The organism is Glycomyces artemisiae, assembly GCF_003002955.1.
GTDB classification, from domain to species: Bacteria; Actinomycetota; Actinomycetes; order Mycobacteriales; family Micromonosporaceae; genus Glycomyces; species Glycomyces artemisiae.
Map to the genome: position 1 here is coordinate 316,544 of NZ_PVTJ01000004.1, position 20,939 is coordinate 337,482.

Annotated in this window: 18 protein-coding genes and 1 tRNA gene; 11 read left to right on the top strand and 8 right to left on the bottom strand. The window is 71.7% G+C overall.

The features are described from left to right. Positions 1-103 precede the first annotated feature (103 nt). Positions 104-1,642: an LPXTG cell wall anchor domain-containing protein gene (locus B0I28_RS12815; protein WP_106364216.1), complete on the top strand. Its 1,539-nt coding sequence runs from the start codon at positions 104-106 to the stop codon at positions 1,640-1,642. 146 nt (positions 1,643-1,788) lie between these two features. After that, positions 1,789-2,955 (top strand): LPXTG cell wall anchor domain-containing protein, encoded by a 1,167-nt coding sequence (locus B0I28_RS12820; RefSeq protein WP_106364217.1) that lies wholly within the window; start codon positions 1,789-1,791, stop codon positions 2,953-2,955. Positions 2,956-3,142: 187 nt separating this feature from the next. On the opposite strand, the gene B0I28_RS12825 is transcribed toward B0I28_RS12820, so the two are convergent. Continuing rightward, positions 3,143-3,361 (bottom strand): hypothetical protein, encoded by a 219-nt coding sequence (locus B0I28_RS12825; protein ID WP_106364218.1) that lies wholly within the window; start codon positions 3,359-3,361, stop codon positions 3,143-3,145. 326 nt (positions 3,362-3,687) lie between these two features. On the opposite strand from B0I28_RS12825, the gene B0I28_RS12830 reads away from it, so the two are divergent. Then, positions 3,688-4,512, top strand: coding sequence for a P1 family peptidase (locus tag B0I28_RS12830; RefSeq protein ID WP_106364219.1), 825 nt, complete (start codon positions 3,688-3,690; stop codon positions 4,510-4,512). Positions 4,513-4,650: 138 nt separating this feature from the next. After that, positions 4,651-5,568, top strand: coding sequence for a glycoside hydrolase family 191 protein (locus tag B0I28_RS12835; RefSeq protein ID WP_106364220.1), 918 nt, complete (start codon positions 4,651-4,653; stop codon positions 5,566-5,568). Here the strand turns inward: B0I28_RS12835 and B0I28_RS12840 are convergent. Then, entirely contained in the window at positions 5,550-7,124 is a 1,575-nt protein-coding gene (locus B0I28_RS12840; protein WP_106364221.1) for a GGDEF domain-containing protein, read from the bottom strand. The two genes, B0I28_RS12835 and B0I28_RS12840, sit on opposite strands and share 19 nt — an antisense overlap. Positions 7,125-7,286: 162 nt before the next feature. Between B0I28_RS12840 and B0I28_RS12845 the strand changes: the two genes are divergently transcribed. From B0I28_RS12845 to B0I28_RS12860, 4 genes are all read left to right on the top strand, one after another. Continuing rightward, the gene (locus tag B0I28_RS12845; protein WP_106364222.1) at positions 7,287-8,234 is read left to right on the top strand and encodes a hypothetical protein; all 948 of its coding nucleotides are present in this window, start codon (positions 7,287-7,289) and stop codon (positions 8,232-8,234) included. Between the two features lie 178 nt (positions 8,235-8,412). Further along, positions 8,413-9,552 carry an LCP family protein gene (locus B0I28_RS12850; RefSeq protein ID WP_106364223.1) on the top strand — a complete coding sequence of 380 codons (1,140 nt, stop codon included), beginning with the start codon at positions 8,413-8,415 and terminating at the stop codon, positions 9,550-9,552. An 81-nt stretch (positions 9,553-9,633) separates the two neighbouring features. Next, positions 9,634-10,749, top strand: coding sequence for an LCP family protein (locus B0I28_RS12855; RefSeq protein ID WP_146148078.1), 1,116 nt, complete (start codon positions 9,634-9,636; stop codon positions 10,747-10,749). 67 nt (positions 10,750-10,816) lie between these two features. Continuing rightward, complete coding sequence (locus B0I28_RS12860) at positions 10,817-11,926, top strand: LCP family protein (RefSeq protein WP_106364225.1); 1,110 nt, start codon at positions 10,817-10,819, stop codon at positions 11,924-11,926. A gap of 78 nt (positions 11,927-12,004) precedes the next feature. On the opposite strand, the gene B0I28_RS12865 is transcribed toward B0I28_RS12860, so the two are convergent. The 4 genes from B0I28_RS12865 to B0I28_RS27645 form a co-directional block, all read right to left on the bottom strand. Next, a complete protein-coding gene (locus B0I28_RS12865; RefSeq protein WP_106364226.1) occupies positions 12,005-12,859 on the bottom strand; it encodes a siderophore-interacting protein in 855 nt (284 codons plus the stop codon). Between the two features lie 535 nt (positions 12,860-13,394). Next, a complete protein-coding gene (locus tag B0I28_RS12870; RefSeq protein ID WP_106364227.1) occupies positions 13,395-15,359 on the bottom strand; it encodes an FtsX-like permease family protein in 1,965 nt (654 codons plus the stop codon). Beyond that, positions 15,356-16,123: an ABC transporter ATP-binding protein gene (locus B0I28_RS12875; RefSeq protein WP_245888963.1), complete on the bottom strand. Its 768-nt coding sequence runs from the start codon at positions 16,121-16,123 to the stop codon at positions 15,356-15,358. Before B0I28_RS12875 ends, B0I28_RS12870 begins: the two co-directional genes overlap by 4 nt. A gap of 8 nt (positions 16,124-16,131) precedes the next feature. Continuing rightward, positions 16,132-16,245: a cell wall metabolism sensor histidine kinase WalK gene (locus B0I28_RS27645; protein WP_146148079.1), complete on the bottom strand. Its 114-nt coding sequence runs from the start codon at positions 16,243-16,245 to the stop codon at positions 16,132-16,134. A 114-nt stretch (positions 16,246-16,359) separates the two neighbouring features. On the opposite strand from B0I28_RS27645, the gene B0I28_RS12880 reads away from it, so the two are divergent. Then, positions 16,360-17,580 carry a sensor histidine kinase gene (locus tag B0I28_RS12880; RefSeq protein ID WP_106364229.1) on the top strand — a complete coding sequence of 407 codons (1,221 nt, stop codon included), beginning with the start codon at positions 16,360-16,362 and terminating at the stop codon, positions 17,578-17,580. 79 nt (positions 17,581-17,659) lie between these two features. Here the strand turns inward: B0I28_RS12880 and B0I28_RS12885 are convergent. Continuing rightward, positions 17,660-17,741 (bottom strand) — tRNA-Tyr (locus tag B0I28_RS12885). Positions 17,742-17,968: 227 nt separating this feature from the next. Here B0I28_RS12885 and B0I28_RS12890 point away from each other — a divergent pair. Both B0I28_RS12890 and B0I28_RS12895 read left to right on the top strand, forming a co-directional pair. Next, the gene (locus tag B0I28_RS12890; protein ID WP_106364230.1) at positions 17,969-18,460 is read left to right on the top strand and encodes a YajQ family cyclic di-GMP-binding protein; all 492 of its coding nucleotides are present in this window, start codon (positions 17,969-17,971) and stop codon (positions 18,458-18,460) included. Between the two features lie 4 nt (positions 18,461-18,464). Continuing rightward, positions 18,465-18,668 (top strand): hypothetical protein, encoded by a 204-nt coding sequence (locus B0I28_RS12895; protein ID WP_106364231.1) that lies wholly within the window; start codon positions 18,465-18,467, stop codon positions 18,666-18,668. Here the strand turns inward: B0I28_RS12895 and recD2 are convergent. After that, complete coding sequence (gene recD2, locus B0I28_RS12900) at positions 18,665-20,917, bottom strand: SF1B family DNA helicase RecD2 (RefSeq protein ID WP_106364232.1); 2,253 nt, start codon at positions 20,915-20,917, stop codon at positions 18,665-18,667. The two genes, B0I28_RS12895 and recD2, sit on opposite strands and share 4 nt — an antisense overlap. Positions 20,918-20,939 lie beyond the last annotated feature (22 nt).

Here is a 20,939-nt window from a genome sequence, read left to right on the forward strand (position 1 = left end):
AGAAATCTCTGGATCGGGTGCGTCAGATCCGCGGGGCCCCTCGTCTAGGTATCAGGAACCCCGGCAACGGACCGAATCCGTTTCAGCGCAAAGGAAACCCGCCATGTCACCCGTCAAGTCCGCCCTCCGCGGCGCGGCCGCCCTCGCCGCCGCGGCCCTCGGCGCGGGAGCGTTCGCGCTCCCCGCCCAGGCCCAGACCTTCACGCCCATTGAGGTGTTCGTCGAGGACTACTCGCCGATCGCCTACGGGGACGCGCCCGAGAAGTTCGGGCTGCGCATCGCGTTCGGCGACGACTTCGCCGAAGGCGAGCACGACGTCACGGCCGTCGTCGAGATCGACGCCCCCGACGGCGGGTTCGCGATCGGCCTGCCCGACGGCACCGGCAGCGACTGCCCCGCGAACGACGCGGGCACCGTCGTCTCCTGCTCGTGGGAGGACGCCCCGTCGGCCTCGTTCTGGGAGTTCCGGTACGCGCCGACCGCGGAGCTCGCCTCCGGCGAATACCCGTACACCGTCACGTTCGCCGTGGACGGCGAGACCGTCGCGACCGAAGCGGACGCCATCGAGGTCGTCGGCACCGACACCGACCGGCCCTACCTGCACGGCATCGCCGACTACACGGACGTCGCGCCCGGCTCCTCCATCGGCATCGAGGCCGAGGTGCTCCAGCAGGCGGCCCTGCCCGCCGACACCGCCGCGGTCGTCGCCGTCCTCTCCGGCCCCGTCTACGCCGTCATCGAGGGCGTCGAGGTGACCGCCGGGTACGACAACTGCACCGGGGACGCCTGGGGCGGACCGGGCGTCACCTGCGTCATCACCGACTTCCCCGACGAGCCCGGGACCGCGTTCGCGCTCTCGCCCGTGGACTACGCCCTCGCGGCGGACCTGCCGGGCCCGTACTGGTACTGCGACTGCGAGTACGAGGTGTTCCCGGTCGATGCGGACGGGCTCGCCGCGTACGGCGGCGTCACCTGGGACGAGGGCTCGGCGAACCTGATGGGCCTGGAGGCCTCCGACGGCCCCGGCGAGTACAGCGACCCGTTCACCGGCTACCTCAACATCCAGACCGCCGCGCAGCAGTATGACCTGTCGGTCGCGAACCTGAACGCCAAGGGCGCCAAGGACACCGAGACCACTGTGACCGTGTCGGCCACCAACGCCGGGCCCGCCGGTGCCGTGCGGCTCTTCGACGAGGTCGGCTCGTACGCGATCCTCGGGAAGCTGCCGGCCGGTCTGGAGCTCGTCGCGGTCGACGACGAGGACGCCGTCTGCCCCGACGCCGCCGAATGGGCGGACCTGCTGCCCCGCGAAGACGTCGACGGGCTCGACTTCGTGTGCTTCTTCGACGCGCTGCCCGCCGGGGAGACCATGAACCTGGCGCTGCGCGTGAAGATCACCGGGGACGGTGCGGCGAACGACGGCACGCTGGCCGTCGCGTCCCGCGAGTACGAGGAGTTCGGCTTCGAGGCCGACCGCTCCGACAACGACGCCGTGTTCAGCGTCAACGCGGGCGGCTCGGCGAACCTGCCGACCACCGGCACGTCGATGACGGTGCTCCTCGGCGGCGCGGGCGCGGCCCTCACCGCGGGCGCGGGTCTGGCGTTCACCGCCCGGAAGCGACGCATCCCCAGCGCCGCATAGCGATACGAGACCACCGAGGGAAACCCGCTGGGCGCCCGGCCCCCCACAGGCCGGGTGCCCGCTCCGTGTTCACCGGAAATTCGATCCGGAGGTCGCAACCGGTGACGCCGACCGCACGTTTCCGTTGTGGACGGAAGGAGCACCCCATGAAGGCAGCACACCGGCTCGCAGGCGCGGCCGCAATTGCGGCACTGGCGGCCGCGCTCGGCGCTGCGCCCGCGCAGGCGCAGCACTCCTACTACCCGTACACCGAGGAGGACCTGGCGTTCACCGATGTCGCCCCGGGCGACTCGGTCGAGGTGAATCCCCGGTTCCTGCAAGAGGACCCGCTGCCCGCCGACACGGCGGCCGTGGTCGTCACGTTCGGCGGCTCCGGGCGCGGCGGATGGCCCGTCGACGGCGCCGAGGCGACCGCGGGCTACGACAACTGCAAGCGCATCACGCCGGGCGACAACTGGAACGGCGTCTCCTGCTACTTCCTCGACCCGCCGGACCTGCCGGGAGAGATCCTCACCCTCACCGGGCCGGTGGAGTTCCACGTGGACGAGGGCCTGCCGGGGCCGCTCGCGGCCTGCGCCTGCTCGTACAGCGCCTCCGTGATCGACGCGGACGAGCTGGCGTGGCAGATCGGCGCGCCCGACTGGGACCCCGGCTCGCCGAACCTGCTGCACCTGACGACCGCCGACGCCTGGGACGGCCCGGGCGACGGCCGGATCACGATCGAGACGACCGCGAGCACCTACGACCTGGCGGTCGACCCGATCACGGTCGCTGGAAGCGAAGGCGACGAGGCGCAGACCGCGTTCTCGGCGGCGAACCTCGGCCCCGCGAACGCGCCGTTCCTGCACCCGGACGGCTCGTACACGGTGCGCGGGCAGCTGCCGGGCGGCCTCGACCTCGTGTCCCTCGAATCCAACGAGCACTGGGAGTGCCTCGACCCGGCAGACCTCGCCGCGGCCCACGAGGCGGCGGAGACGGCGCTCGACCGGTTCGACTTCGCCTGCACCACGAACCAACTGGATGCCGGCGACGAGTACGGGCTGTCGTTCACCGTGCGGATCGCCGACGCCGGTGACACGACGGACGGGGCGGTGGAGATCGACGCGGTGCGCGACGAGGGCGTGCCGCTCCTCGACGGCGACCTTGCGAACAACACGGCGGCGTTCACGCTCGACGCGGACGCGCCCGCGGGCCCGGCCGCGAAGCTCCCCGAGACCGGGGCGCCGCTGTCCGGCTGGCTCGCGGCGGCCGGCGCGACTCTTGCGACCGGTGCGGCGCTCCTGGTCCTCGCGAGGCGCCGTTCACCTGCATAGACAGGCCCTCGCAAGACGCCGCGCAATCCCGCCTTGGACGAGGACGCGGGCCCCGGCCGATGGCCGGGGCCCGCTCCCGTGTCCGGGCGGACGAAACGCGCCGGGCCCGCAGGCCGGCGCGTCGCGTTCGGTGGGTTGAGTTGTGCAGTCGGGCGCGGCGCCTTGTGGGCGCGCTCGCCTCCGGGACCTAGCGGGCCAGGCCGGCGAGGGCGCGGCCCTCGACGCGGTCGGCCACGCGGCGCAGGGCGCCGGCGGTCGAGAGGCGGACCTTCTCGGGGCGGGTGACGCCGAAGACATACGGCTTGTCGGCCCGTCCGTCGTCAACGACCGGCGCGTTCGGCAGGGCCGAGGTGGCAACGGTGTTGGCGGCGTCGACTGCGAGGTAAGCACCTACGAACTCGTACATTGTGATTCCTTCCCGGCGGGGTGCGCCGGATCGTGGATCTTCTGAAGGGGGACCGCTCGTCGATGACGCCATTGTCGACGGCGGGGAACCGTCGCGATCGCCTTGGACCGCTTCGGGAGGCCGCTGGCGGAAGCGGTTCGGGTTCGCCGTTCCGGCTCCGCGTCTCCGTGCCTCTGGAATCAATGGTAAGCGCCTTCGTCCAGGGAAATCCAGGGATTTCGCGTGGGTCACATGTAGTCCACAACACTGTCCACAAAGCACTTAGTTACCGTTCGGTTATCTTATTTCGCGGGCGTTTCGGAGCCCGCTGAAGGTACGCTGTCCGGATGCGGGACTTGGGAGTTCGCGTCGGGCACTGGACCGGCGAGCACACCGGCTGCACGGTGCTGCTGTTCGATCGGGCGGTGCTCGCCTCGGGCGAGGTCCGCGGGGGCGCCCCCGCCAGCCGCGAGATCGAGCTCCTCGACCCCCTCCGCACGAACGCCGGGATCGACGCGGTCCTGCTCACCGGCGGCTCCGCGTTCGGGCTGGCCGCCGCCGACGGCGTCATGCAGTGGCTCGCCGAGCGCGGCCGCGGCGTCCCGACCCCCGGCGGCACCGTCCCGATCGTGCCCACGCTCGGCCTCTACGACCTCGACGGCACCGGGACCGTGCCCGGCCCCGCGCAGGGGTACGAGGCGTGCGACGCGGCGATGGCGCCGTTCGAGCCCGCGCTCGACGGCCCGATCGGCGCCGGGCGCGGCGCCACCGTCGGCCAGTGGCGCGGGGTCACGCTCCCGTCGGGGCTGCGCACGGCGACCGTGGCCGCCGGGCCCGTGGTCGTCGCCGCGCTCGTGGCCGTGAACGCGTTCGGCGAACCGGGCCCGCTCGACCGCGGGCTGCTGCGGCCGGAGGGCTTCGCGTCGGGGAGCTTCGGGCGCAACACCACGATCGGCGCGGTCGTCACCAACGCGCGGCTCGACAAGGTGGCGTGCGCGCTCGTCTCGCAGGGCGCCCACGACGGCCTCGCGAAGGCGGTCAGCCCGGTCCACACCCGCATGGACGGCGACGCGTTCATCGCCGCCGCCACCGGCGCGGTCCCGGCGGACGTCGACGTCGTGCGGGCCCTCACGGTCGAGGCGGTCGCGGAAGCGATCAGTGCGGGCGCCTGAACCGGGAGCGCCACGGCGGTTCTCCGCAAACCGGACACCCTGGGGACCCCCCAATTTCAACGCTACGCGCGGCCTCCGACATCACCACAGAGGCGACCAAAACTCGCAATGTAGACGGACCGCGTTAGGCTCCGGGCCATGAGACGCATCGGCGCCGCCATCGCGGCCCCACTCCTCCTCCTGGCCGGATGCACCATCGCCGACGCCGACCCGCTCGGCCAGCCGCTCCCCGAGGACGGCGCCGACACGGAGGCCGCCGCGGGCAGCTGGCTCTACCAGCTCTCCGGCTACGAGGACGGCACGCTCGACGCCGTCGCCGCCGCGCCCCAGACCACCGCGGTCGTCGACCTCGCGCGCGACGGCGGCGAGGGCTACTGGACCGCGGACGAGATCGACGCGCTCCACGAGGCCGGGAAGACCGTCTACGCGTACTTCTCCATGGGCTCCATCGAGACCTACCGCCCCGAGTACGACGCCGTCGTGGCCGCGGACTCCGGTCTCGTCCTCAACCAGTGGGGCGACTGGCCCGACGAGTACTTCGTGAAGTACTGGGAGCAGGACTGGTGGGACCTGGTCATGGAGCCGCGCCTCGACCAGGCCGCCGCGGCCGGGTTCGACGGGGTCTACCTCGACGTGCCGAACGCCTACGAGGAGATCGACCTCGCCCTCGTCCCCGGCGAGACCCGCGACACGCTCGCCCGCAAGATGGCCGACCTCGTCATCGCCGCCGACGACTACACCGCCGACGGCCTCGCGATCCTCCCGCAGAACTCCCCCGAGCTCGTCGACCAGGACGGCTACCTCGACGCCATCGACGGCATCGGCATCGAAGAGCTCTGGTTCCTCAACGCCGACACCCCGTGCGACGAGGAGTGGTGCGCCGAGAACCTCGCGAACACCCGCGCCATCCACGACGCCGGAAAGCTCATCCTCGCCGTCGACTACGCCGCCGACCCGGCCAACAAGGCCGCGGCCTGCGCCCACTACGCCGAAGAAGGCTTCTGGGGCGCCGTCGCCGGAGTCGACCTCGACACGGTTTACGAACCATGCCAGTAGACCTCGCCGAAGTCCTCCGGGTCGCCCGCCTCGTCGGGAGTTAAAAGGCCGCCCTTGCGGGACCGCTTCATCTGGTACATCGCCTGGTCGGCGGCCCACAGGGTCTGGGCGGGGTTGCCGCCCGCCGCGAGGCGCGCCCACCCGATCGACACGTCGACGGGCGTGCCCGGCACCGAGTACTCCCAGTTCTCGGCCGCCACGGCGACGCGGATGCGCTGGGAGACCGCGTCGGCGTCGTACTCCGAGGCGCCCGGCAGGACCATGATGAACTCGTCGCCGCCGGTGCGCGCCAACAGGTCTCCGGACCGCACGACGCTCGACAGGAGCGCCGCGAGCCGCTGGAGGATCGCGTCTCCGGCCTGGTGGCCGTGGGTGTCGTTGACCGCTTTGAACCCGTCGAGGTCGAGGACGGCGATCATGCCGTCGCCGTCGACGTCCGAGAGGAACGCGTCGAGGCGGCGCCGGTTCGGCAGGCCCGTCAGCTCGTCGGTGTTCGCCCGGTCGGCCCAGCCCGCGGCCGCGCGCCGCAGCTGGTCGTGGTCGACGAGGGCCGCCGCCGACGCGAGGTAGATCGTGTGGAACTCGTTGATCTGCTTGTACAGCGCGTACGTCGTGGCGTGCGCGGCGAGGATCGACGCCGCGTGGTCGCCCTTCGCCACCAGCGCGAGGGACCGCAGGTGCTGGGGCTCCATGACGCCGAGCGTCTCGTCGCCGATGTCGCGCGCCTCCAGGACCTCCAGGGCCTCCAGGCCCCGCGCCTGCGCGATGAGCCGCGACGCGCGCGCCATCGTCCGCAGGTCCATCGCCTCCACCGACGAGGTCTCCTCCGGCAGCAGGTGCTCCACCGACCACTGCTCGCTGAAACCGAGGAGCGAGAGCCGCGCGAGCGCGTAGTGCACCCACTCCAGCTCCCGCGTGTCGAGGTCGTGCAGGTTCGGCTTGACGCGCCGCAGCTCCTGCCGCAGCAGGCCCGTGCAGGCGCGCGGGTCGCCGGTGTAGTAGCGCAGCAGGGCGTCCCGCACCCGGATCTCCACGCCCTCCACAGAGGACCTGGTGACCCCGGCGCGCTCGGCGAGCATGTGGCACTGGTCGAGCGACCCCGCCGCCTGCTGCTGGTACCCGCAGTTGGAGAGGATCACCGCCAGGTCGTACCAGGCGTCGACGGCGGCCTGACTGGCCTCGGTCATCGACCGCAGCGCGCGCGAGGAGAGCACGAGGCGCTGCGCGGTGAAGTCCAGGGACTTGATGTGGTGGTGGTAGTACCAGGCCGCGAGCGCGTGGTACTTCCCGTCGAGGCGGGGGTCGCGGCAGCGGGCGACGGCGGCGCCGGCCTGGTCGATGGTGCCGGGGATCTTGTCGATGGCGCGCTGGGAGATCTGGCCCTGGAGGATGAACAGCCACGCCTGGGCGCGCTGCTGGGCGGTCTCGGAGTTGTAGACGATCCAGGTCGCCTCGCTGACGGCCTCGGCGACCTGGCCGGACCGGACGAGTCCGCGCAGACGCCGGTACTGGTCGGCATAATCACGCGCTGACGTGAGCTCCCTCCGTGGCGTCACGCGTACTATCCTGCCACCGCCGCGCGGATATATCCAGTGCCGCAGGTCGCAGGGGGCGCGCTGCGGGATATCGGATGGTCATGGGCGCGAAGCATTTCCGTCCGGCGGGGCGGCCGGGGACCTAGCATTGGGGCAGTGCCCGAAATGGAAGGATGGTGGGCTTTGCTCCCTGCGTGTCCGTGCACGTCCTGCGGTGCGCCCCTCGCGGTGGCGCCGGGGGCGACGGTGCTGGCCTGCGACGCCTGCGGGACGTCCCTGCACGGGCGGCCCGCGGCCAAGCGGCTCGTCGACCCGGACTGGGCGGCGTTGCCGCCCAAGGTGAAAGCGAGCTACGCGGACGACACGCCGGAGCGGATCACCGTCCCCGACGCGGTGGTGCCGTTCAGGATCGAGCGGGCGACGGCGCGGCGGCTCCTGCGGGAGCGGGCCGCCCGCCGGTGGCTGGCGCCGCGGGCGTTCCGGCGGGTCGACGAGTCGCCGTCGTTCCGGGCGGCGTACCTGCCGCACTGGGTGTGGGGGGCGTGGACGCGCTCGCGGTACCGGGCGGCGCGCGGGGACTACCAGTGGTCGCAGGCGGGCCGGGCGGGCGCGTCGCGGGGCTCGCGGGTGCGGGGCGTGCGGTGGAGCCCGGCGGCGGGCACCGTGGACCGGGCGTTCTCCGACGTGTCGGTCCCGGCGACGGTGCGCGTGGACGCGCGGATGCTGGAGGACCTGGCGCGGGACTGGACGCTCGCGGACGCGACGGCGTTCGACCCGGGCCTGCTCGAAGGCCGGTGGGTGCAGCGGTACGACCTGGAGCCGGAGGTGGGCCTGGAGCTGGCGAAGGCGCGCATGGCCGCCGCGATCGAGCGGGAGGTGCGGGCCCTGGTCGGCGGGGACGCGCAGCACGTGCCGGTCATCGAGACCGCGTACGCGGGGCTGGGGTACCGGCTCGTGCTGCTGCCGGTGTGGCTGGCGTCGTACCCGCACCGGGGGCGGCGGCGGATGGTCGCGGTCCACGGGGAGACCGGCCGGGTGGTCGCGGACCGCCCATGGAGCGGAATGAAGCTCGGAATCGTGTTCGCGCTCGCGACCGCTGTGGCAGGCGTCATACTGTATTCGCTCCTGTAGTCCCGTTTCGACCGGTCGCAAGGCCCGTCGGGGGAGTGCACGAGGCGGTTACCGGATGAACATGAACTACTGTTCGGTGAACGCAACCCTGCTTGCGGACCACGCGTGTTCCCCGCAGAGCGGGCCAGCCTCCCCCGGCTGCGCCGCGACACCCCACTTGTAGTTCCCGGGAGAGGCAATGGGCGACCCGATCAAGCACGCTGCGAAGGCGACCTCGCCTTGGTGGGCGAAGGCGATGGTCATCACCGGCTCGATGGTCATGGTCGTCGCCGGCGGCGGCGCCATCGCCGCGCAGGTGAGCCTCAACCTCGTCAACAACTCCGTGAACCAGCAGGACCTCCTGGGCGACCAGGGCATCGACGTGGAAGAGGGCGAGCCGATCAAGGGGCCGCTGAACTTCCTCGTCCTCGGCACCGACGAGCGCGTGGACGCGGGCGGCGAGGCCCGCACCGACGCCGACATCATCGTGCACCTCAACGAGGACCTCACACAGGTGTCGATGATCTCCCTGCCGCGCGACCTGCTCGTGGAGATCCCCTCGGGCGTCCCCGCCGACGAGACGAAGCTGACCGAGGCGTTCGCGTACTCCGAGGACTGGGGCGAGTCGTTCCAGAACACCGCCGAGACCATCACGCACCTCACGGGCATCGAGTTCAACGGCGGCGCCATCGCGAACTTCGAGGGCTTCCTGGAGATGGTCGACGAGCTCGGCACGATCGAACTGTGCCCCTGGCACGAGATCACCTCGATCCACACCGACAAGACGTTCCCCGAGGGCTGCGCCGAGTACGACAAGAAGGACGCCCTCGACCTGGTGCGCCAGCGCTACGGCTGGGACTCCGACGAGGACTACGCCAACGGCACCTGGGGCGACTTCGGGCGCCAGAAGATGCAGCAGCAGGCCATCAAGAAGATCCTGGAGCGGGCCAAGGAGCAGGGGTACGCGACGAACCCCGCGAAGGCCGTGGAGCTGCTGAACTCCTTCGGCGACGCGCTCACCGTCGACGTCGGCGGGTACAACCTCGTCGACATGATCACGCAGATGCGCGACATCGACCCCAACGAGATCCTCTCGGTCGGCACGCCGTCCTCCGAAGGCTCCATCAACGGCACGTCGTACGTCCTCATCCACGAGGGCACCGACGAGGAGACCGCCTCCGACGCGCTGTGGGACGCCATCAAGAACGACACCATCGAGCAGTGGGCCTGCGAGAACCCCGACTGGCTCTCCGGCGACTCCGCGCCCGACTGCTCGACCGTGACCGGCGGCACCACGTCGGCACCCCCTACCGACGGGGCCACCGAGACCGCCGATTAGCCTGGGGCGGGGCGCGACCGGGGGGCGTTACCCACCAAGCGTGAACAATTCGGTCGATGCCGTCCAGACCCTGGGAGAAGCATGGCAGTGAAGAGCGGCGCACCCTGGTGGGCCCACCTGATGATGTACGCCGGCGGCGTGACCATGGTCGTCGCCGGGGCCACCGCGGGGATCGCCCAGTACGCCCTCCACACCGCGAACAACACCATCGAGTCCGAGGACATCCTCGGCGACAACCGCGCCGAGATGGACGTCGAGAACATCGAGGGCCCCCTGAACATCCTCGTCCTCGGCGTCGACAAGCAGGGCGGGTCCACCCGCTCCGACACGATGATCATGGTGCACGTCAACAAGGAGCTCACCGAGGTCTCCATGGTGTCGCTCCCCCGCGACCTCTACGTCAGCATCCCCGACTGCGGCCCCGACTGGGGCAACAACCCCTGCCAGCAGAAGCTCAACCACGCCGCGTCGATCTCCGACGACTGGGACGTCACGCGCGCCAACGTCGTGCAGACCATCTACGACCTCACCGGCGTCGAGTTCCACATGGGAGCCACCGTCGACTTCAACGGCTTCATGGACCTCGTCGACCTCGTCGAGGAGATCGAGCTGTGCCCCTGGCACGAGATCCAGTCCATCCACGGCGACAAGCGCGTCTTCCCCGAGGGCTGCAACTACTACAACAAAGAGGAAGCGCTCGACCTCATCCGCCAGCGCTACCCCTGGGACGACCCCGAGGACTACGAGTCCGGCCTGTGGGGCGACTACGGCCGCCAGGCCATGCAGCAGCAGGCCATCAAGTCGCTCATCAAGGAGCTCAAGGCCGACGGCTACGCCTCCGACCCGACCCGCCTCACCCAGGTCCTCGACGGCCTCGAAGGCAAGCTGACGATGGACATGCCCGACGGGCTCTCCACGATCGACCTCGCCCTCAACCTCCGCGACCTCAACCCCGAGGACATCACCTCCATCCGCGTCCCCGCGACGTCCCAGGAGACCGAGGTCGGCTCCTCCGAGGTCATCGCCGAAGGCGAGCAGCAGATCGCCGCCGACGCGCTCTGGGAGGCCCTCCAGAACGACACCATGACCGAGTGGATCGCCCAGTACCCCGAATGGGTCAAGCAGACCGGAAGCAACACCGGCCCGGCGACCGACGAGCCCGCGGGCGACGGCGCCTCCGAGTCGACCACCGACTGAGGGCAACGCCGGGGCGCGTCCGCGGCGTCTCTATGGTCGGAACGGTTCCGACGACGCTTGGAGACGCATGGCCGGCAAGAGCGGCGCGCCCTGGTGGGCCCATTTCCTGATGTACGCGGGCGGCTTGACGATGGTCGTCGCCGGCGCGACCGCCGGGGTCGCGCAGTACGCACTGAACCGGGCGAACAACACCATCGAGCACGAGGACATCCTCGGCGACAACCGCGCCGAGATGGACGTGGAGAACATCGAGGGGCCCCTCAACATCCTCGTCCTCGGCACCGACAAGCAGGGCGGCTCCACCCGCTCCGACACCATGATCATCGTCCACATCAACGGCGACCTCACCCAGGCCACCATGGTGTCCCTCCCGCGCGACCTCCTCGTCGACATCCCCGACTGCGGCCCCGACTGGGGCGACAACCCGTGCCAGAACAAGCTCAACCACGCCGCGTCGATCTCCGACGACTGGGACGTCACGCGCGCCAACGTCGTCCAGACGGTCCACGACCTCACCGGCGTCCAGTTCCACATGGGCGCCACCGCGGACTTCAACGGGTTCGTCGACATGGTCGACCTGGTCGGCACCGTCGAGATCTGCACGTGGAAGACCTTCCAGTCCCACCACACCGACCGCGTCTTCGAGGAGGGCTGCCACGACTATGACAAGGAGGCGGCCCTCGACCTGGTGCGCCAGCGGTACCAGTTCTACGACACGATCGACTACGACCTGAACCTCTACGGCGACTACGCGCGGCAGAACTTCCAGCAGCAGGCCATCAAGTCGCTGCTGGAGCGCGCGAAGGAGCAGGGCTTCCTCCAGGACCCCGCGAAGCTCACCGAACTCCTCGAAGGCTTCGGCGACAAGGTGACCCTCGACCTCCCCGAGGGTGTCACGGTCACCGACCTCGCGGTGAACCTGCGGAACATCGACCCGAGCACCATGACGACGATCCGCGTCCCGGCCAGCTCCGAGCAGGGCACCGAACTGGGGGACGTCGAAGTCATCCACGAAGGCGTCGAAGCGGAGGCGGCGGCGTCCCTGTGGCAGGCGCTCCAGGACGACACTCTCGACGCGTGGATGGCCGCGAACCCCGAATGGGTCAAGAGCGACGCGGCGAACCCCGACAGCTACACGGACGCGGGAACCGAGACGGAATCCGAGGGAACCGACTGAGCGGCTGAGCGCTTGAGGGACTCCGGCGCGCTGCGGCTCCGATGCGGGACCGCTCCGGCGCCGCTCCGGCCGGGGCGCCTAACCTCGCCGGCTGGCGGCCTTGGCCTCGTCGGCCTCGTCGACGGCGTTCCACTCCCGCTTCGACGACCGCCACCCGTCCTCGTCGTGCCCGGCGCGCCAGTACCCCGAGACCGACATCCGCTCGCGCGGCAGCTCCCGGTCGAACCGCAGGTAGCGGCGGATCTCGCGGACGAACCCGGCCTCGCCGTGGACGAACGCGTCCACGTCCCCGGCCGGGAACTCGAACCCGCGGACCGCGTCGACCAGCTTGCGCCCCAAGGTCTCCGAGCCGCGGTGCAGCCAGGTCACGGTCACGTCCCCGACGGACTTGAGCTGCTGCTCCTCGTCGGGTCCGTCGACTTCGAGGAACACGTGGGCCCGCGCCCCGGGGGCGAGGCTCTCGACGGCGGCGGCGATCGCGGGGAGGGCGCTGGCGTCTCCGGCGAGGAGGTGCCAGTCGGCGGCGGGGGCGGGCGCGTAGGCGCCGCCGGGTCCGGCGAAGCGCAGGAGCGAGCCGGGGCGGGCGTTGGCGGCCCAGGGGCCGGCGACGCCCTCGTCGCCGTGGTAGACGAAGTCGATCCACAGCTCGCGGGCGGCGGGGTCCCAGCGGCGCACGGTGTACGTGCGGGTGACGGGCCACTGCTCGGGCGGGAGCTCCTCGCGGACCTTGGCGAGGTCGAAGGGCTCGGGGTAGTCGACGCCCTCGATCGGGAACTGGAGTTTCAGGTAGTGGTCGGTGAAGTCGCCGCACTGGAAGTCCGCGAGGCCCTCGCCGCCGAGGACCACGCGGATCATGTGCGGCGTGACCCGCTCGGTCCGCACCACTTCGGCGGCCCTGAGGATGGGGCTCCTGCGCTCACGACGTTCAGCCATTCGGGCTCCTTCGGTCAAGCGGCTCAACGACTCCATGCGGCAGGACCCCCGAGCCGCAACACCGGCCCCGCCTGGAGAAGCATGGTTAGGCGAACCTAACCCTCACCCCATCAGTTGTACCCCGCCGCCCCACCCGCATGCCCGCCGCGCCCGCCCCAATCTCCCCCGACCAGAAGGCATTAGTAGGCACATCCACCCCAAAACCCCCGCCACCAGCACAGACAAAAGTTATCCACAACCGGAAAATCAAACCTTGGCAAGACTTTCCCGGCATGTGATTGTGGATAGCAAAAACACCTGTCTCTGGTGGTGGTGGAGAGGAGGCAGGTGGAGCTGGTTCCGGTAGGACTGGCGGTGAATGTGGGAATCCCCGGGGGCCGCCCCCGAAGACCGCGAGCGGGTGCATCCGCTCGCGGCTCCTACCGGAACACCACCTCGCGAGGTACGAATCGCGGGCGCACCGGCACCCAGCCGATGCGCCCGCACCAAACAACCGGCAACCGACCACCGGCCCTCGCACCCGTCACGGGCCGGATCAATCGGGCCGCGGGCTCACATCCCGCATGACCGACCGCAGCAGCGGCCGGGCCAGGGCCCCGGCGGCGATCACCGATGCGGTCCCGGCGGCGAGGGTGCCGCCGAGGATCAGGGCGCCGCTCGCGTCGAAGCCCATGGCGCCGATGACCGGGGCGGTCAGGAGCATGCCGGTGAGGACCGATGCGCCGCCGAGGAAGGCGAGCGGGAGCAGGGTCTCCTGGCGGCGCGCCTGGTCGAGGACCTGTTGGGGAGTCCCGGCGAGGTGGAGGAGGCGGTAGGTGCGGCGGCGGTCGAGAACCGAGCCGATGGCGTTGATCGCAGTCGAGACGGCCGCGGTCAGGAAGACCACCGCGAGGACCACGGTCACGCCGGTGCGGACCGAGTTGACCAGGCGGTTCGACATGATGCTGGAGTCGATCTCCCGCTGTGGCGGATCGCCGGGGAGGACCGCGGTCATGGTGCTGCGCACCGCTTCGAGGTCGGCGCCCGAGGTGGTCGCCTCGATGACGGCCGAACCGGGGCCGGCGGTGAGGTAGCCGCTGCTGTCGGCGACCGCGACGTCGCCCCGGTCGCCGAGGTCGGCCGCGAGGGTCGCGGCGAGCGCTTCGGCGTCGGCTGCGGGGACCAGGGCGGCGACGGACTCGGTGGCCTGGGCGCCGGTGTCGGTCACGAGCATCGGGAAGAGGGCGACCGATCCGGCGACGAAGCCCGCGATGGCGACACCCGAGACGGTGCGCCAGGCGGCCTTCGGGTCCTCGGCGAGGCGCCGCGCCGCCAGGAGGCGAGCGGGGCCGCGGGCGGTGCGGGCGAGGATGCGGCCGAGGCGCTGGACCAGCCAGGGGCCGATGAGGTTCACTGCGGCGAGGGTCGCGGCGAAGAGGACTATGAGGATTGCCACTGCGATCATGCTGCCGCTGACCAGTTGCGTCGCGATCATGAACATGGCTGCCAGGCCCGCGAAGATCAGGACTCGGATCGCCTTGAGGCCTTTGGGTTTGACGCGGCGGACCACGCCCAGGGGGCTGATGACGACGCTGCGGAGGCCGAGGAGGGCCGAGGCGGCGACGAGGACCGGGACCGCGAGGGCGACGACCGCGATCCACGGCGCGCCGGCCCACAGGTCGGCGGTGAACCAGCGGCCGCCGTCGATGGGGATGAGCGCGACGAGGGGCGTCACGAGCATCCACAGGATCGAGCCCGCGATCGATCCGGCGACCGCCGCGAGCACCGTCTCGATGAGCGTCAACCGCATCACCTGGCCCGGGGTCGCACCGATGAGCCGCAGCGTCGCGAGCCGCTCGTCGCGGCGCGACACCGTCAGCCGGGCCGCCGCGGCACCGAACACCGCCGCCGGGACGGCCATGAGGATCGCCGCGAGCACCATGAGGATCAGGTAGAACCCGTATACCGAGTCCGGCTGCCCACCGCCGAACCCGTCGACCGCGCGCGGCGAGACCCCGTCGGCGCTGAACCGCTCCGCGGCCATCACCGGGTCGTCGGCGCTGCGCCCCACGACAGCGACCAGCTCGTTCGGGTGCGCGAGCGCCTCCGGCCCCAGCTCGCCCGCGACCTCCACGTCGCCGTAGCGCGCCAGGAAGTCCGAGTCCGGCACGCCGTCGAGGAGGTCGGCCGCGGCCGGGGACAGCCACACCTCGCCGACCGCCGGGAACGCGTCCATGCCGGGCGGCGCGGGCGCGTCGCCGTCGAGCGCGGCGAGGTCCACGCGGGTGATCGAGTCCCCGCCGTAGTGGTCGGCGGCCGTCGCGAGCAGCACGTCCCCGCCGTCGGCCTCGGGCGCGGCGCGCCACGACGTGCGGTCCGCGCGGGCGTCGAACGCGAAGTTCCCCGCCACCGCGAACTGGAGCAGCAGCGTCGCCACAGCGACGGCGAGCGCCGTCAGGCCCGTGCTCAGCAGCGCGCTGCGCCCGCCCAGCCGGGTCAGGCGCCAGGCCAGCGCCGTCATCGCCACACCTCCGCGACCGGCTCGGGCCCGAAGCGGCCGTCGCCCGCGATCACGGGGCGCTGCCCGGCGGCGTCGCCGCCGAAGCCGTCGAAGCCCTTGCCCGCCCGCGGCACGCCTCCCAGGCGGCCGTCCCGGATCTCGATCGTGCGCGTGCACCGCGCGGCGATGCGCGGGTCGTGCGTGACGACCACCAGCGCCGCGTCGAGGTCCTTGACCGTGTCGAGGAGCACGCCCATCACCTGGTCGCCGGTGGTCCGGTCGAGCGCGCCGGTCGGCTCGTCGGCGAACACGACGGCCGGGCGGATCACGAGCGCCCGCGCCAGCGCGACCCGCTGGGCCTCGCCGCCGGACAGCTCGCCGGGGCGGCGACCCTCCTTGCCTTCGAGGCCGAGCCGCCGCAGCTGCTCGCGGGCGGGTCCGAGCGCGGCCTTGCGCGGCGTGCCGTCGAGCATGAGCGGCAGGGCGACGTTCTCTTCGGCGGGCAGTTCCGGCAGGAGCTGCCCGAACTGGAACAGGAACGCGAACCTGGTGCGCCGCAGGTGGCTGCGGGACCGCTCGGAGAGGGTGTCGATGCGCTCGTCGAACAGGCGCACCTCTCCGGAATCGGGCCGCATGATCCCGGCGAGGCAGTGCAGGAGCGTGGACTTCCCGGACCCGGAGGGCCCGGTGACGGCGACCGATTCGCCTGGTGCGACGGCGAAGTCGACGCCGTCGAGGGCCGGGGCGGTGCCGAAGTGCTTGACGAGGGCGCGGGCGCTGAGCATGGGGGGCCTCATCGGCGGGCCTTGCGGGGCTCGGTCAGGAAGGGCGCGGCGGTGCCCGCGATGAGGAAGACCGCGGTGAGCACGAGGCCCAGGGCGGTGCCGATTGCCAGGATTCCGTTCATGCAGCAAGCCTCGTCCCGGACGGGCCCCCGCCGCTTCGGCTCGGCGACGGGTTTCGGGCGGCGCGGGTCGGCCGTTCGACCGAGGACGCCTGTATCCGGGTTACCTTCGAGCCCATGAACGCTCCCAGGGCGGCCGCGGGCGGCCGCTTCAACCGGCTCGTGATGCGGCTGCTGAAGATCGGCATCGTCTCAGGCCTGCTGCTGGTGCTCCTCGCGGAGTCGATGTCGAGCCTGCCGGATGAGCGGCCGCCGTACGTGTCGTGGGTGTCGTGGGTGCAGATGGCGACGGCGCTGTTCGCGATCGGCGTGTACACGTACTACCGGCCGGGCCGCAAGCGGTGGATCGCGGCGGCGGCGCTCGCGTCGCTGGCCGCGACGGGTCTCGACGCGGTGTACGACCAGGGGGAGGTGCGCGGCGTGGGGACCGCGGAGCTGCTCTCCCTGGGTCTGCTGATGCTGTTCGCGGTGCGCCACTGGGACGCCGCGCCGGGGCGGTGGGTGGCGTTCGCGACGGGCGCCGCGGTGATGACGATCGGGTCGCGCCTGTTCGTCATCGAGGGCGCGGCGGTGGGCGGGACGGCGCTGATCCTCATGGCGATGCTCAGCGTCATCGGGTTCGGCGCGTACCTGCGGTCGATGGACAAGCTGCGGCGCGAGACGCAGGAGGAGGTGCGCCGGGCCGAGCGGCTGGAGCTGGCGCGGGAGATGCACGACTTCGTGGCGCATCACGTCACGGGCATGGTGGTCCTCGCGCAGGCGGGGCAGGTGGCGGCGACCGATCCGCTGAAGTCGTTCGCGGACATCGAGGAGGCGGGATTGGCGGCGCTGGCGTCGATGCGGCGGATGGTGCGGATGCTGCGCGACGACGACGCCGCGGGGGGCGTGAACCCGCTGGGGGACCTCTCGCAGATCGAGGACCTGGTGGACCGGTTCACGAGGGAGGGGATGGACGCGTCGTGCTTCATCTCGCCGGAGCTGGCGGGCGCGGTGGCGCCGGAGATCGCGGCGACGGCGCACCGGGTGGTGCGGGAGGCGCTGACGAACGTGCGCAAGCACGCGCGGGGGGCGACGCGGGTGCGGGTCGTGGTGGCCGCTGCGGGCGGGCAGGGTGTGGAGGTGTCGGTGCGGGACGACGGCCGGGCGGCGCGGTCCCGCCTCGGCCGCGAGCCCCTGGCGGAGTCGGGCGGCGGCCTGGGCCTGGTGGGGCTGCGTGAGCGCGTCGAGGCGGTCGGCGGGCAGTTGCGGGCGCAGGTGCGTCCGGAGGGCGGCTGGGAGACGGCGGCGTGGCTGCCGCGGGCGGTGGCCGAGGTCCGCGCCGACGCCGCGGGATCGTAGATCCTATAGGAAATAGGATCTACGATCCGGTTCGGCGGGAACGTGTAAGGCCCGCATCGAGCGATGCGGGCCTTGTCGGTGGCAGGTGCAGGATTCGAACCTGCGAAGTCGATGACGGCTGATTTACAGTCAGCTCCCTTTGGCCACTTGGGTAACCTGCCGTGGCGTGTAGCGAGAGCAAGAATAGCGTCCCCTCCCGGCGGGTCCGCAAGCGGGTTCTCCTCGGTTGAGACGGCGTTCACTGCGGCGGCCGCGGGCGCGGTCGCCCTGTGCGGCGGTGCGGGACTAAGCTTGGCGGTCGCGCCCCTTGCGCGGCGCGCGCCGCCGCGCCCGCGGCCGCCGCAGCGCCGATGCTGAGCCGCCTACGACACTGGAAGGACCGGACGCCATGGCCGACGCCTCGTTCGACATCGTCTCCGAGATCGATCTCGCGGAGCTCGACAACGCGATCAACCAGACCCAGCGGGAGCTGGGGACCCGGTTCGACTTCCGCGGGACCGGCGCGGCGGTGGAGCGCTCCGGCGAGGAGGCGGCGGTGATCTCCGCCGAGACCGAGGACCGCGCGAAGGCGGCCCTGGACGTGCTGAAGGAGAAGCTCATCAAGCGGGGCATCTCCTTGAAGGCCCTGGACGCGGGGGACCCGCGCCAGTCGGGCAAGGAGACGAAGATCGACGTCGCGTTCAAGCAGGGCATCTCGACCGAGGACGCGAAGAAGATCGGGAAGATCATCCGCGACGAGGGCCCGAAGGGCGTGAAGCCGCAGGTGCAGGGCGACAAGCTGCGGGTCACCGGGAAGAAGCGGGACGACCTCCAGGAGGTCATCGCGCTCCTGAAGGGCAAGGACCTCGACGTCGCGCTCCAGTTCACGAACTACCGCTGATCCGATGGACGTCTCCGACCTGGTCGCCCTCGCCCTGTTCGTGGTGGGCGGGGGCCTGGTCGCGCTCATGGTGGTGATCACGCAGCGCGCGTACAAGAAGGACGAGCGCTCCGAGTTCTGGGTGGTGTACCCGACCGCGAACGGCGAGAAGCCCATCGAGCAGATCGAGAACCCGGTCCGGCGCGTCGAGGCGCCGCAGGAGGACTAGCGCGGGTCCTGGGCGGCGAGCCGGTGCGTGAGCCCGGTGTGGCGCTTCCCGCTCCCGGCGGTGCGCACGGCGACCGCGAGGGCCTGCTTCGAGCCGACGAGGACGACGAGGCGTTTCGCGCGGGTGATGGCCGTGTACACGAGGTTGCGCTGGAGCATCGTCCAGGCGCTGGTGGTGACGGGCACGACGACCGCGGGGTACTCCGAGCCCTGCGAGCGGTGGACGGTGAGCGCGTACGCGTGCTGGAGCTCGTCGAGCTCGGTGAACTCGTAGTCGACGTCCTCGTCCTCGTCGGTGCGGACAGTGAGGGTTTGAGCGACGGTGTCGATGCCCTGGACGATGCCGACGGTGCCGTTGAACACCCCGGCCTTCCCCTTCTGGTAGTCGTTGCGGATCTGCACGACCTTGTCGCCGGTGCGGAAGACGCGGCCGCCGTGGCGGCGTTCGGGCAGGCCGTCGCGGGCGGGCGTGAGGGCCTCCTGGAGGCGGGCGTTGAGGTTCCCGGCGCCGGGGCCGCCGCGGTGCATGGGGGTGAGGACCTGGACGTCGCGGACGGGGTGGAGTCCGAAGCGGGCGGGGATGCGGCGGGAGACGATCTCGACGACGCGGTCGGCGACCAGGTCGTTGTCGTCGCACGTGAACCAGAAGAAGTCGGGGTAGCCGTCGAGTTCGGGGAACTGGCCGCGGTTGACCTTGTGGGCGTTGGCGACCACGCCCGATTCGGCGGCCTGTCGGAAGATCCGGGTGAGGCGCACGCGGGGGATCGTGTCGGCGGCGAGGAGGTCGCGCAGGACCTCCCCGGCGCCGACGGACGGCAGCTGGTCGACGTCGCCGACGAGCAGCAGGTGCGCGCCGGGCGGGACGGCCTTGACGAGCTTGTTCGCGAGGACCGTGTCGAGCATCGAGGACTCGTCGACGACGAGGAGGTCGACGTCGAGGGGGTTGTCGCGGTCGTAGGCGGCGTCGCCGCCGGGCCGCAGTTCGAGCATCCGGTGCAGGGTGCGGGCCTCGAACCCGGTGAGCTCGGCGAGGCGCTTCGCGGCGCGGCCGGTGGGGGCCGCGAGCATCACCTTGGCGCCCTTGGCCCGGGCGAGGGCGACGATCGAGGAGACGGTGAACGACTTCCCGCAGCCGGGCCCGCCGGTGAGGACCGCGACCCGCTCGGTGAGCGCGAGGCGCACCGCCTCGGCCTGCTCGGGGGCGAGTTCGGCGTCGGTGCGGCGCCGCAGCCACGCGAACGCCTTGTCCCAGTCGACGCCGCCGAAGACGCCGAGCCGGTCCTCGCTGGTGCGCAGGAGCGCGAGGAGCCCCGCGGCGAGGCCGCGCTCGGCGTGGAAGAACGGCGCGAGGTACCGGGCGGGCACGGTGGCGTCGCCGACGGGCACGTCCTCGGCGATCACCCGCTCCCCCGCCTCCGCGAGCTCCGCGAGTGCGGCGGCGACGAGGCGCGCGGGGAGCGCGAGGAGCTCCGCGGTGTCGGCGACGAGGTTCGGGGCGGGCAGGAAGCAGTGGCCGCCGTCGGAGGCCTGCGACAGCGTGTACTGGAGGGCCGCTTTGATCCGCTCGGGGGAGTCCTCGGGGACGCCGACGGCGCGGGCGATCGCGTCGGCGGTCTTGAACCCGATGCCCCACACCTCGTTCGCGAGCCGGTACGGCTCGTTCTTGACCACGCCGATCGACGCGTCCCCGTACTGCTTGTAGACGCGCACGGCGAGGGAGGTGGACACGTCGACCGACTGGAGGAACACCATGACCTCCTTGATGGCCCGCTGCTCCTCCCAGGCCGCGCCGATCGCCTTGGTGCGCTTGGGGCCCAGGCCCGGGACCTCGATGAGGCGGCCGGGGTCGGCGTCGATGACGTCGAGGGTCGCGGTCCCGAAGTGGGCGACGATCTTCGCGGCGGTCTTGGGGCCGACGCCCTTGACGAGCCCGGACCCGAGGTACCGCTCGATGCCCTGGACGGTGGCGGGCAGCACGGTCCGGTAGGACCAGACGTCGAACTGGCGGCCGTACTTGGGGTGGCTGGACCAGCGGCCGGTCAGCGACAGGGACTCGCCGACCTGCGCGCCCAGCAGCGGCCCCACCACCGTGACGAGGTCGGGGCCGCCGCGGGCGGGGCTGGCGCGCGCGATCGTGTAGCCGGTCTCCTCGTTCGCGTACGTGACGCGTTCGAGCACCGCCTCAAGGACCGTGCCCGGCACGCCGTCGCTTCGAGGGGCGCCGCCGGGGCGCCGCTGCTCCTCCGCCATGCCGCAACGGTAGCGGCGGGGT

Bases quoted from the DNA above. Each gene is read 5' to 3' on its own strand.
- B0I28_RS12815 (WP_106364216.1), top strand. From the start codon at position 104: ATGTCACCCGTCAAGTCCGCCCTCCGCGGCGCGGCCGCCCTCGCCGCC.
- B0I28_RS12820 (WP_106364217.1), top strand. From the start codon at position 1,789: ATGAAGGCAGCACACCGGCTCGCAGGCGCGGCCGCAATTGCGGCACTG.
- B0I28_RS12825 (WP_106364218.1), bottom strand. From the start codon at position 3,361: ATGTACGAGTTCGTAGGTGCTTACCTCGCAGTCGACGCCGCCAACACC.
- B0I28_RS12830 (WP_106364219.1), top strand. From the start codon at position 3,688: ATGCGGGACTTGGGAGTTCGCGTCGGGCACTGGACCGGCGAGCACACC.
- B0I28_RS12835 (WP_106364220.1), top strand. From the start codon at position 4,651: ATGAGACGCATCGGCGCCGCCATCGCGGCCCCACTCCTCCTCCTGGCC.
- B0I28_RS12850 (WP_106364223.1), top strand. From the start codon at position 8,413: ATGGGCGACCCGATCAAGCACGCTGCGAAGGCGACCTCGCCTTGGTGG.
- B0I28_RS12855 (WP_146148078.1), top strand. From the start codon at position 9,634: ATGGCAGTGAAGAGCGGCGCACCCTGGTGGGCCCACCTGATGATGTAC.
- B0I28_RS12860 (WP_106364225.1), top strand. From the start codon at position 10,817: ATGGCCGGCAAGAGCGGCGCGCCCTGGTGGGCCCATTTCCTGATGTAC.
- B0I28_RS12865 (WP_106364226.1), bottom strand. From the start codon at position 12,859: ATGGCTGAACGTCGTGAGCGCAGGAGCCCCATCCTCAGGGCCGCCGAA.
- B0I28_RS12870 (WP_106364227.1), bottom strand. From the start codon at position 15,359: ATGACGGCGCTGGCCTGGCGCCTGACCCGGCTGGGCGGGCGCAGCGCG.
- B0I28_RS12875 (WP_245888963.1), bottom strand. From the start codon at position 16,123: ATGCTCAGCGCCCGCGCCCTCGTCAAGCACTTCGGCACCGCCCCGGCC.
- B0I28_RS27645 (WP_146148079.1), bottom strand. From the start codon at position 16,245: ATGAACGGAATCCTGGCAATCGGCACCGCCCTGGGCCTCGTGCTCACC.
- B0I28_RS12880 (WP_106364229.1), top strand. From the start codon at position 16,360: ATGAACGCTCCCAGGGCGGCCGCGGGCGGCCGCTTCAACCGGCTCGTG.
- B0I28_RS12890 (WP_106364230.1), top strand. From the start codon at position 17,969: ATGGCCGACGCCTCGTTCGACATCGTCTCCGAGATCGATCTCGCGGAG.
- B0I28_RS12895 (WP_106364231.1), top strand. From the start codon at position 18,465: ATGGACGTCTCCGACCTGGTCGCCCTCGCCCTGTTCGTGGTGGGCGGG.
- recD2 (WP_106364232.1), bottom strand. From the start codon at position 20,917: ATGGCGGAGGAGCAGCGGCGCCCCGGCGGCGCCCCTCGAAGCGACGGC.